Origin of the sequence: Nocardiopsis lucentensis DSM 44048 (assembly GCF_000341125.1) — a bacterium.
Lineage (GTDB): Bacteria > Actinomycetota > Actinomycetes > Streptosporangiales > Streptosporangiaceae > Nocardiopsis > Nocardiopsis lucentensis.
The window spans coordinates 1-11,006 of record NZ_ANBC01000232.1 but is presented as its reverse complement, the minus strand read 5'-3'; the positions used below and the strand labels follow the sequence as shown (position 1 = coordinate 11,006).

11 protein-coding genes are annotated in these 11,006 nt (G+C 72.0%); 7 read left to right on the top strand and 4 right to left on the bottom strand.

All coding sequences use genetic code 11. The features are described 5' to 3' along the window. Positions 1 to 617, bottom strand: a 617-nt coding sequence (locus D471_RS33430) for a DUF4245 domain-containing protein (RefSeq protein WP_017598092.1), incomplete at its 3' end; no start/stop codon positions are given. Between the two features lie 160 nt (positions 618 to 777). Further along, positions 778 to 1,383 carry a TetR/AcrR family transcriptional regulator gene (locus tag D471_RS0107775; RefSeq protein WP_017598091.1) on the bottom strand — a complete coding sequence of 202 codons (606 nt, stop codon included), beginning with the start codon at positions 1,381 to 1,383 and terminating at the stop codon, positions 778 to 780. Between the two features lie 165 nt (positions 1,384 to 1,548). Between D471_RS0107775 and glpX the strand changes: the two genes are divergently transcribed. Then, on the top strand, positions 1,549 to 2,571 hold the full coding sequence (glpX, locus tag D471_RS0107770) for a class II fructose-bisphosphatase (protein ID WP_017598090.1): 1,023 nt from the start codon (positions 1,549 to 1,551) through the stop codon (positions 2,569 to 2,571). Between the two features lie 164 nt (positions 2,572 to 2,735). Next, positions 2,736 to 4,400 carry a hypothetical protein gene (locus D471_RS0107765; protein WP_026127513.1) on the top strand — a complete coding sequence of 555 codons (1,665 nt, stop codon included), beginning with the start codon at positions 2,736 to 2,738 and terminating at the stop codon, positions 4,398 to 4,400. Positions 4,401 to 4,584: 184 nt separating this feature from the next. On the opposite strand, the gene D471_RS0107760 is transcribed toward D471_RS0107765, so the two are convergent. Together D471_RS0107760 and D471_RS0107755 are read right to left on the bottom strand one after the other, a co-directional pair. Then, positions 4,585 to 5,406, bottom strand: a complete 822-nt coding sequence (locus tag D471_RS0107760) for an ABC transporter permease (protein WP_017598088.1) — start codon at positions 5,404 to 5,406, stop codon at positions 4,585 to 4,587. Beyond that, a complete protein-coding gene (locus tag D471_RS0107755) occupies positions 5,403 to 6,329 on the bottom strand; it encodes an ABC transporter ATP-binding protein (protein ID WP_017598087.1) in 927 nt (308 codons plus the stop codon). Before D471_RS0107755 ends, D471_RS0107760 begins: the two co-directional genes overlap by 4 nt. Before the next feature lie 417 nt (positions 6,330 to 6,746). On the opposite strand from D471_RS0107755, the gene D471_RS0107750 reads away from it, so the two are divergent. From D471_RS0107750 to D471_RS33425, 5 genes are all read left to right on the top strand, one after another. Next, entirely contained in the window at positions 6,747 to 7,112 is a 366-nt protein-coding gene (locus tag D471_RS0107750) for an RNHCP domain-containing protein (protein WP_017598086.1), read from the top strand. Continuing rightward, positions 7,109 to 7,531, top strand: a complete 423-nt coding sequence (locus D471_RS0107745; protein WP_017598085.1) for an RNHCP domain-containing protein — start codon at positions 7,109 to 7,111, stop codon at positions 7,529 to 7,531. The genes D471_RS0107750 and D471_RS0107745 overlap by 4 nt, the downstream gene beginning before the upstream one ends. Before the next feature lie 122 nt (positions 7,532 to 7,653). Beyond that, on the top strand, positions 7,654 to 8,244 hold the full coding sequence (locus D471_RS0107740) for a DUF1707 SHOCT-like domain-containing protein (protein ID WP_017598084.1): 591 nt from the start codon (positions 7,654 to 7,656) through the stop codon (positions 8,242 to 8,244). 119 nt (positions 8,245 to 8,363) lie between these two features. Next, positions 8,364 to 9,755 carry a class II fumarate hydratase gene (locus D471_RS0107735; protein ID WP_017598083.1) on the top strand — a complete coding sequence of 464 codons (1,392 nt, stop codon included), beginning with the start codon at positions 8,364 to 8,366 and terminating at the stop codon, positions 9,753 to 9,755. Positions 9,756 to 9,927: 172 nt separating this feature from the next. Then, the coding region (locus tag D471_RS33425) for a serine/threonine-protein kinase (protein ID WP_017598082.1) at positions 9,928 to 11,006 on the top strand (1,079 nt) is incomplete at its 3' end.

Genomic DNA, 11,006 nt, shown 5'->3' with positions numbered 1-11,006 from the left:
CCGTCCCCCGGCCCCGCCGACGCGGTCTCGTCCTCCGTGCCGCCCCCGGAGGCGCCCTCGGCGTCGCCCTGAGAGTCCGCCCCGGTGTCGGCGGTCCCGTCCGTCTCCAGCCCCTCGGCCAGGTGGGCGAGCTCGTCCAGGTCGGCGCTGCCCGCCACGACCAGGGTCACGTCCTCCTCGTACAGGACGAGCGCCCCCCAGTCCGCCGACTCGTGGTGGTCCCACTCGCGTCCGCCCACGACGACCGTGCCGACGTCCTCGGCGCCGCGGGCGTGCTCGTACACGACCGCCTCCGGGTCGGCGTCGCTCTGGATGAACCGGGCGTGGCTGTCGGCGGCGGTGGCGAAGCCGACGCTCCACTCGACGGGGCCCGTCACGTCGAGGGTCGAACTGGTCGGCGTCCACCCCTGCTCGGAAAGCCCCTCCGCCGGAAGGGTCACCGGGTAGTCGGCCGCCTCGCGCAGGACGTCGGCGTCCGGCCGGTAGTTCACCGACGGGATGTGCTCCCCGGAACGGGTGGAGACCACGAACGCCATCACCAGGAGGATGCCCACGACGATCCCCAGCGAGATGGCGTAGTTGACGAAGGTCGCGTTGGACCGGCTGTGCTCACTCATGACCCCATCAAGCTTGCCCCAGGTCCGGGAGCTCTCCGACCCGGGGTGGGTCTAGGACCCGTTTTTTGGAACGGTCACCTGAGGGGGTGTCGTTCGGGCGCCCGAACACGGTCCGAAGCGCAGCGGAGGACCCAAGAAACACTGCCCGGATCCCCGGGCCTCACCCGCGGTGTTCCGGCTCCAGTTTGGTGAGCAGCCGGGTGATGTCGTCGGCGAGCTGGCGCGCGTCCGCGTCGTCACGGCGCACCACCTCGGCGACGGCGAGCAGCATCGCGCCGCTCACCACGATCAGCAGCGCCTCGTCCACCGGCTCGTCGGCCTTGCGGAACAGCGCCACGTTGCGGTCGGTCCACTGCGTGAGCCGGGCCCGCAGCTGGTAGTCGAAGCCGGGCGGGCCGTCACCGCTGAAGAACAGCCGCGCCGTGTCCCTCTCCTCGATACAGCCCAGGAGGTAGGCGCGCGCGGCGAGGTTCATCAGCCGTGTGGGATCGCTCTCACCCCGCGCGCGTGCGTCGACGACCGCCTGGTGGGTGCGTTCCTGCTGCCGCTGCTGGAACTCCTCGTACAGGGCGAGGTAGAGGTCCGCCTTGCCCGTGAAGTGGTGGTAGAGGCTGCCGACGCTGGCGCCCGCGACGGCCACGACCTCGCTCACCCCCGCCTTCGCGAAGCCGACGGTGCGAAAGACCTGGGCCGCTGCCCTGAGCAGGGCGCTGCGGGTGGCGGCTCCACGGGGGGACACCCGCGTGGGCTTGTCCGTCTTGTCCACTGTCCTGCCCTCACTCCAGTCCGGACCCCGCCAGAGTAGACGGTACCGGCCACGCCGCGGGAGCGGCGGTCACGCCCAGCGCACCCACAGCAGTCGCGGATCACGTCGGGTGACTACCCTAAGGGGCAAAGCCCCGCCCCGATCCCTGACGGAAGGTGTCATCCCATGTCGCAGGCCAGCAGCTCGCCCGCGCCCTCCTCCACCCCGGACCGCAACCTGGCGCTCGAGCTCGTCCGCGTCACCGAGACCGCCGCCCTGGCCGCCGCCCGCTGGGTCGGCAAGGGCGACAAGATCGGTGCCGACGGCGCGGCCGTGCGCGGCATGCGGCACATGATCAGCACCGTGTCGATGAACGGGACCGTGGTCATCGGTGAGGGCGAGAAGGACGAGGCCCCCATGCTCTTCAACGGTGAGCGCGTCGGCGACGGTGGCGGCCAGGAGTGGGACGTCGCGGTCGACCCGATCGACGGCACCACCCTCACCGCCATGGGCATGCCCAACGCGATCGCCGTGATCGCGGCCAGCCCGCGCAACACCATGTTCGACCCGTCCGCGGTGTTCTACATGGAGAAGCTGGCCACCGGTCCCGAGGCCGCCGACGCCGTGGACATCGCCGCCCCGGTCGGTGACAACATCCGCGCTGTCGCCCGGGCCAAGGGCAAGGCCCCGCAGGACGTCACGGTGGTCATCCTGGACCGCCCCCGCCACAAGCAGATCGTCCAGGACGTGCGGGACGCGGGCGCGCGCATCAAGTTCATCCGCGACGGTGACGTGGCGGGCGCGATCATGGCGGCCCGCGCCGGAACCGGTGTGGACCTGCTGCTCGGCATCGGCGGCACCCCGGAGGGCATCATCACCGCCTGCGCGATGAAGTGCCTGGGCGGTGTCATCCAGGGCCGTCTCTGGCCGAAGGACGAACAGGAGCGCCAGAAGGCCCTGGACGCCGGTCACGACCTCGACCGCGTGCTGCTCACCGACGACCTCGTCTCCTCCGACGACGTGTTCTTCGCCGCCACCGGTATCACCGACGGCGAACTCGTCGGCGGGGTGCGCTACGAGGCCTCCCGCGTCATCACCGACTCGCTCGTCATGCGCGGTCGGAGTGGTACGGTCCGCCAGGTGCTCAGCGAGCACCGGTTGAGCAAGCTGTCGGCCTACAGCGGCGTGGACCTGACGTCCGCCCCCTGACGCCCGCCGCCCCGCCCACCGGCCCGCCCCACCCCAGGCGGGCCCCGCGGCCGTGTATCACCCGTCACACACCAAACACGAAGACGATGGAACCGTGACGGGGTGCGCGCGCATCTGATCCCTCAGTGCGGTCGCACAACGAGTTTCCCCTCATCGGAGGTCCGATGTCCTACCCCGAGCCCCCGCAGCAGCCCCAGTGGCAGCAGCACCAGCCTGGGCAGCCCGCGCAGGGCTTCCCGCCTCCCCAGGGGGGTGTGCCCGGCCAGCCCCCGTACCCGGGCGGCGGTATGCCCGCTGGTCCACCTCCGGGCGGCCCGCCGCCCGGAGGCCAGTACCCGGGCGGGCAGCTCCCGCCGTCGGGCGGCAGGCGGAACCGCTGGCTGATCCCGTCGGCCATCGCCGTCGCCGGCGTGGTCATGGCGAGCACGGTCTGGGCCACGGTCGCTCTGGTCGACTTCGGCGGTCCGCAGCCCGAGTCCGTCCTGCCCGCGAGCGCGGCGGCCTTCGCCAAGATCGACCTGTCCATCGACGGTTCCCAGGCGATCGAGCTGCTCCAGTTCGTCGACCGGCTCCCGGACGAGATCACCGAGGAGATGGGCGAGCCCGACGGCGACATGACCGAGACCTTCGCGGAGGGCTTCACCGAGGCCTTCCCCGACGCCCGGCAGAGCGAGGTGGAGGAGTGGATCGGTCAGCGGGCGGGTGTCGCCGTCTGGCCGTCGGACGTCAACGACCAGGGGGTGAACGGCGCGTTCGCGCTGGCGGTGACCGACGAGCGGCTGGCCGAGGAGACCTTCGCCGACCTGGACGAGGACGGCATGGCCTACGAGGTCGTGGACGGCTTCGTCCTCATCTCCGACTCGGGTGACAGCCTGGACGACCTCCAGGACCAGATGGAGGAGTTCGGTCCGCTGGAGCGCGACGGCGTGTTCTCCTCCGACATGTCCGACGTCCCCTCCGGCAGCCTGGCCGCGGCGTGGGCGGACGGCGGCGCGCTGATGGAGCTCGACGCGTTCGCCGAGGGGTACGCGGAAGGGTACGCCATGGGCTCCGGTGGCGCTGAGATCGAGGACCTGAGCGGCCGGATGACCGCGTCCGTGCGGGTGGACGGCGACTACCTGGAGGCGCGGACGGACTTCTTCGACTTCGAGTTCGAGCAGACCGACCTGTCGTGGCTGTCGGAGACCCCGGGGGCGGCCGTGGACGCCATGGGGACCCTGCCCGAGGACACGGTGATCGCGGTGGGCGCCGACGGTCTGGACCAGGCGCTGACCGAGGCCTACGAGAACGAACAGCTGCCGTTGAGCAGCGGTGAGCGCACCGAGATCGACCGTGAGTTCAACTCCCTGGGCGTGCCGCTGCCGGAGAGCTTCAGCGGCCTGCTCGGTTCCTCGACCGCGTTCGGTATCACCAGTATCGACCCGGACACCTTCTTCGGTTCTTCCTACGGGGCCAGCTCCGGCGACGACTTCGCGTTCGAGTACCGCGCCGTGGGCGGCGACGAGCAGGTGCTCGGCGACCTCATCGACGGGGCCTTCTCCGACGCCTACTCCACGCCGCCCGGTGTGAGCAGCGACGGTGACACCGTGCTGGTCTCGCGCGGTACCAGCGGGACGGGGGCGCTGGCCGACGACCCGGTGTTCCAGCAGACGATGCAGGACATGGACGACGCGGTCCTCGCCGGGTTCTTCGACCTGCGCCAGGTGGTGCCCGCGGAGGACGTCGCGAACCCCGACCAGTGGGGCGCGGTGGGTCTTGCCCTGAGCGTCACCGAGGAGGGGCGCCGCAGCAGCCTCGAACTGCGGTGGTCGCCCAGCGCCGGGGAGTAGCCCCCGACCAGGAGGGCCGATCGGACGGCGCGGGAGGGAGCCCCTCCCGCGCCGTCGGCGTTCCCGGGCACCGACGCCGCCCCTCGCTCCCCTCCCCGCGGCCGCCCGGACGCGCGCCGACGGACCGGCCCACCGGCGGGAACGCGTGCCGACCCGGCCACGGACGCGTCCCGTCCGCCGTGTCTCAGCTGACGACGCGGCGCCGGAGCTGGCGTACGGCGAGCAACCAGATGAGCACGATGAACACCAGCATCACGGCGACGTGCACGAGCACGGCGCCCGGGGCGATGTCCCCGAACACCGCGCCCCGGATGAGTTCGACCGCGTGGTAGAGCGGGTTGGCCATGGCCCCCACCTGTACCCACGCGGGCAGCTCGGTGAGCGGGAAGAACGTCCCCGCCATGAGGAACAGCGGTGTGAACAGTCCGCTGAACACGTAGTCCATCGACCGCACCGACCTGATCACCGCCGAGATCCAGATCCCGAACAGGGCGAAGGCGAAGCCCGCGACGAAGGCGATGAGCGGCACGAACAACGCCCAGGGCCCCGGTCTGAGTCCGAAGCAGAGCGACACGAGCAACGGCACGCAGCCGTAGGTTCCGGAGCGCACCGCCAGCCACAGGGCCTCGCCGGTGACCACCTCGCGCACGTCCACGGGGGCGGCGAGGATCCCCTCGTAGGTGTGCTGGAACTTGCGTTTGATGAAGGTGTTGATGACCCCGGGCATCATCGACTGGAACATGACCGACACCGCCACGATGCCGGTGCCGAGGAAGTCGATGTAGTCGTATCCGGCGAGCGTCCCGACGAGGGCGCCCATACCGAAGCCGAAGGCGAGCAGGTACAGGGTGGGTTCGACCACGGCGGCGAAGGTGGTCGAGCTCCAGGACTCGCGAAAGAGGATCCACTCACGCGCGACGACGCCCATGACCGCGTCCACCTCGAACCGTCCGGGCCGCGCGTGCGTCTCCGGGCGCGCGTCCGCGCGGGTCTGTTCCAGGGTCATTCGAAGGTCTCTCCCGTCAGGGTCACGAACACGTCCTCCAGGTTGCTGACCCGGCTCTGGGGCTGGCCGAGCTGGTCGCGCAGCGAGTCGGGCAGCTCCTCAGCGCGCAGCACGGACAGGGTGGTGCCGGTGCGGCGGGTGGTGAAGCCCTGGTCGTGGATGAGGCGTTCGAGCGCGTCGACGCCCTCCGCGCCGGGCGTGTACTCCTCCACGATCGCCCCCGCGTACTTGGCCACCAGGTCCGCGGGGGTGCCGCGCTCGACCACCCTGCCGCTGGCCATGAGGGCGACCTCGTCGGAGAGGCGTTCGGCCTCCTCGATGTAGTGCGTGGACATCAGGACGGTGACGCCCTGGTCCCGCAGGGCGGAGATGACGCCCCACAGGTCCTGGCGCACCTGGGGGTCGAGGCCGACGGTGGGCTCGTCCATGAGGACGAGTTCGGGCCGGTGCAAGAGGGCGCGGACGATGAGCAGCCGGCGGCGCATCCCCCCGGACAGGTCGTCGACCCGGGTGTCGCCCCGGCCGACGAGCTGGGCCAGGCGCAGGGCGCGGGCGATGGACTCCGCCCGGTGCCGGCGCGGGACCCGGTACAGATAGCTGAACATCCGCAGGTTCTGCTCGACGGTGAGTTCCTCGTCGAGGTTGTCGTGCTGGGGGACGACGCCCATGCGGGCGCGGGCCCACTTGGACTCGGCCGGGATCTCGTGGCCGAGGATGCGGATCTCGCCCCCGTCGGCCAGGCTCTGGGCGGTGAGCATCCGCATGGTGGTGGACTTGCCCGCTCCGTTGGGGCCGAGGAGTCCGAGGACGACGCCCTGGGGGACCTCCAGGTCCAGGCCGTCCACGGCGGTGAGGGAACCGAAGCGTTTGACGACCCCGCGCAGGAGCAGGGCGGGCACGGCCGGGGCGTCCCGGCCGCTCATGGCGGCGCTTCCGGGCACCCGGCGACCGGGGAGTGATGTGCTCATGGGGCAACCGTAGGCATCGGCGGGCACCGATATCCAGCGCTTTCCACCACCTGTGGACAACCCCGGCCGGAGCTCCGGACCGCCCGGACGCCGACCGGCGGCGCACGCCGCCGGAGAAAATCCGTTGCCGCGGCCGGCCGGGGATCCTACGATCGTCCCCTGGTGATGACGACGACCCCGCGGGCCGCGACCCGACGGGATGACGAGGAACGGTGAGTATGGCCCGGACCGCGCCGAGCGCGCCTCACACACGTACGGGCGGCCCGACTCCCCGACCCCGTTCGGCTGTCTGACCGGGCCCGACCCCGCCGTCGAGAACCGCTCGGCGCTCCTCCTGCTGATGTTCCGAACCGTCCAGCAAGGAGTTCCCGGGTGTCCACCACCGAACCCGATTCCACCCTCAGCGCCTCCGCGTTCACCTGTGTGCGCTGCGGCCTCACCGTGTCCGCCCTCGATCCCGACGGCGGTCCGCGCGACCACTGTCCGAGCTGCCTGAGCTCCAGGCACGTCGTCGACCAGACGGACGGCGGCGCCTCCCGCTGCGGCGGGCGCATGGCGCCGATCTCGATCGCGGTCCCGCGCGGCGGCGCGTGGCTGCTCGTCCACCGGTGCACGTTGTGCGATGAGATGTCCGAGAGCACCGTCTCCACGGACGACAACCACCTCGTGCTCATGCGGATCGCCGTACGTCCGCTCGCCGACCCGCCCTTCCCGCTCGACCTGTTCGGGGAGGTGTGACCGTGGGTCGACGCAACTCCACCCACGGGCGCCGTCCGCAACGGCGCAAGTCCGTGACGCACGCGCACGGCGAGTCCGGCCGGGCCGGGGCGTTCCGCTGCGCGGGGTGCGGACTCCAGGTCCCGGTCGACGCCCCGGGCACCGCGCACCGCAACCACTGCCCGCACTGCCTGACCAGTCTGCACGTGGACGGACGGGTCCCCGGCGACCGCCGTGCCGACTGCCGGGGGCGGATGGCCGCGCTGAGCCTGGCCACGCGGCCGGACGGGGAGTGGCTGCTCGTCCACCGCTGCGTCCGTTGCGGGGAGCTCAGCGCCAACCGCGTGGCGGGGGACGACAACGCCCGCGCCCTGGTCCGGCTCGCGGTCCGTCCCCTGGCGGACGGATCCGTTCCGCGACGGGCCCTCCTCCGCCTGTAGGGCGTGTGTGACGGGCGCGCGTGTCCCGCCCCCGTCCGCCGGGCCGCCCACGGGGCGGGCCCGGCGGGCGGGGTCCCGCCCGGTGTCCGGCTCATCTACGCTGGGGCGGTGTGAGTGAGGAAGTGTCCCCCGCCCGGCTCCGTGCCTCCGACCGCGACCGGGAGCGGGTCCTGAGGGTGCTGCGCGACGCCGCCGTCGACGGGCGCCTCGACCTGGAGGAGTTCGAGGAGCGCAGCGGGCGCGCCCAGGAGGCGCGGACCCTCGGTGAGCTCCCCGGACTGACCGCCGACCTCCTCCCCGCCGACCAGCAGCCCGTCCGTCTGGAGCCCCAGCCCGCCCTCGCCCTGTTCGGCACGCTCAGCCGCCGCGGCCGCTGGGTGGCGGTCCCCGGTGAGCATGTGGCCGCCCTCGCCGGACACGTCGACGTGGACATGCGCGAGGCCCTGCTGCTGCGCAACCACCACCGGATGACGGTGACCGCCGTCCTGGGCCGCGTCGAGATCGACGTCCCCGAGGGCGTCGAGGTGCGCGTGCGCGGCTGGTCCTTCCTCGGCCGACGCACGACGACGGCCCGCCCCTCCCCCCTGTCCCACCCTCCCGTCCTGGAGATCGACGGCTTCAGCCTGCTGGGCTCCGTCCGGGTGCGGGCCCCGAGGCGGCGTCGGCTCCTGGGGTGGCGGCGACGCCCGCCCCGGCGTGGAATCGGCGCCTGAGTCCGGCGCGGATCCCGGCATGACGCGCGCAACACCGTCAACTCAGGGTGAGTGGCCGGCCCAGGTCGCGCGTCTGGCAGGCTGTGACTCACAGATTTTCCCAGGAGGGATGGGTTGCAATGAGTGAGTTCCGCGTCGAGCACGACTCGATGGGTGAGGTCAGGGTTCCCGCCAAGGCCAAGTGGCGGGCCCAGACGCAGCGCGCGGTCGAGAACTTCCCGATCTCGGGCCAGGGCCTGGAGGGCGCCCACATCGCCGCGCTCGGTCAGATCAAGGCCGCCGCCGCCAAGGTCAACGCGGAGCTCGGCGTCATCAGCGACGACTTCGGCAAGGCCATCCGCGACGCGGCCCTGGAGGTCGCCGAGGGCGCGTGGAACGGCGAGTTCCCGATCGACGTGTTCCAGACGGGGTCCGGTACCTCCAGCAACATGAACACCAACGAGGTCGTGGCCACGCTCGCCAAGGAGCGCACCGGCCTGGACGTGCACCCCAACGACCACGTCAACGCGTCGCAGTCCTCCAACGACGTCTTCCCTTCCTCCATCCACATCGCCGCCACCTCGGCCGTCCAGAACGACCTGATCCCGGCGCTGCGGCACCTGGAGGGGGAGCTCACCCGCAAGTCGGTCGAGTTCGCGTCCGTCGTCAAGAGCGGCCGCACCCACCTCATGGACGCCACCCCGGTCACCCTGGGCCAGGAGTTCGCCGGATTCGCCGCCCAGGTGCGCTACGGCGTCGAGCGCCTGGAGGCCGTCCTGCCGCGTGTGGCCGAGCTGCCCCTGGGCGGCACCGCCGTCGGTACCGGCATCAACACCCCGGACGGGTTCGCCGCGCGCGTCATCGCCGAGATCGCCGCGAACACCGGCCTCCCGCTGACCGAGGCCCGCGACCACTTCGAGGCGCAGGGCGCCCGGGACGGGCTGGTCGAGCTGTCCGGCCAGCTGCGGACGATCGCCGTGGCCTACTGCAAGATCGCCAACGACATCCGCTGGATGGGCTCGGGTCCGACCACCGGTCTGTCCGAGATCCGTCTCCCCGACCTGCAGCCGGGTTCGTCGATCATGCCTGGCAAGGTCAACCCGGTCCTGTGCGAGGCCATGCTCCAGGTCTCCTCGCAGGTCGTCGGAAACGACGCGGCGGTGGCGTTCGGCGGCGCGAGCGGCAACTTCGAGCTCAACGTCCAGCTGCCGATGATCGCCCGCAACGTGCTGGAGTCGATCCGCCTGCTGGCCAACGTCTCGCGTGTGTTCGCGGACCGCTGCGTCGCGGGGATCGAGGCCGACGAGGGGCGGTGCCGCACCTACGCGGAGTCCTCCCCCTCGATCGTCACCCCGCTCAACCGCTACATCGGCTACGAGGAGGCCGCGAAGGTCGCCAAGCAGTCGCTGGCCGAGCGCAAGACCATCCGCCAGGTGGTCATCGAGCGCGGCTACGTCGAGGACGGCAAGCTCACCGAGGAGCAGCTCGACTCCGCCCTCGACGTCCTGAAGATGACCAACGCGCCCCAGTAGGCACGGGGTCTCGGCGGAGGGGCGCCCCACTTCGGTGGGGCTCCCCTCCTCCCGGGGTCAGGAGCGCCGTACCGGGCGTGGTTCCCTCCCCTCCCCAGGAACCTTTTCGCTCCGGGTGCCATCCGACATTCGTGTCAGACCACCCGCACTGAGCCCGCCGAGAGGGCGATACATGTCGAGCAACAGCGACCGTGAGCGCATCGTCGCGGACCGATACGTCCTCCGCCGTGAACTCGGCCGCGGCGGGATGGGCGTCGTCTGGGAGGCCTTCGACCCGTCCCTGGACCGTGTCGTCGCCATCAAACAGGTGCTCCTCCCCGACCACTTCACCGAGTCGGAGCGTAAGGACGCGCACGCGCGGGTCCGCCGCGAGGCCCAGTCCGCGGCACGGGTCCGCCACTCCACCGTGATCACCATCCACGACGTGTTGGTCTTCGAGGGTGACCCGTGGGTGGTCATGGAGCTCGTCGAGGGCGGGTCACTGGCGGACCTGCTCGCCGAGCGCGGCCCGTTGGACACGGACACCGTGGCGACGATCGCCGAGTCGCTCCTCCAGGCGGTGCGGGCGGCCGACGAGGCCGGAGTCCTGCACCGCGACATCAAGCCCGGCAACATCATGATGGCCGCGGACGGCCGGGTCCTCCTCACGGACTTCGGTATCGCCACGATGGAGGGCGGACCGAGCATCACCCGTACCGGGGCCCTCATCGGCTCGCCCGAGTACATGCCGCCGGAGCGTCTGGAGGGCGGCCCCGCCGAGCACCGGGGCGACCTGTGGAGCATCGGCGTGACCCTGTTCGCCGCGGTGGAGGGCGCCTCGCCGTTCCGCCGTGACAGCATCACGGCCGCGATCGCCGCGGTGATCTCCGCGCCACTTCCGCCGATGACGCGCGCCGGGTGGCTGGAGCCGGTCATCTCCGGGCTCCTGGAGAGGGACCCGAAGCGGCGGCTGAGCGCGGACGAGGCCCTGGCCCTGCTGCGCGACCGCGGCGCCGGGGGTACCGGTGCGCGGCCCTCGGGAGCGGTCGGTGGTGGCACCGGGACCGCCGCGACCCCTGGTACGGGTCCGGCTCCGGCCGTCGGTCCGGGTGCGGCCGTGCCCGGACCGGCGGGCCACCCCAGCGGCGCCCNACCCGGTACCCGACACCGGCCCCCGTCCCACGGGACCGTACACGGGTCCACCGCAGCACGGCCACGGCCCGACGACACCCTTCCCGGGCCACGGGCCCGCCCCGCACGGCCCCGGCTACC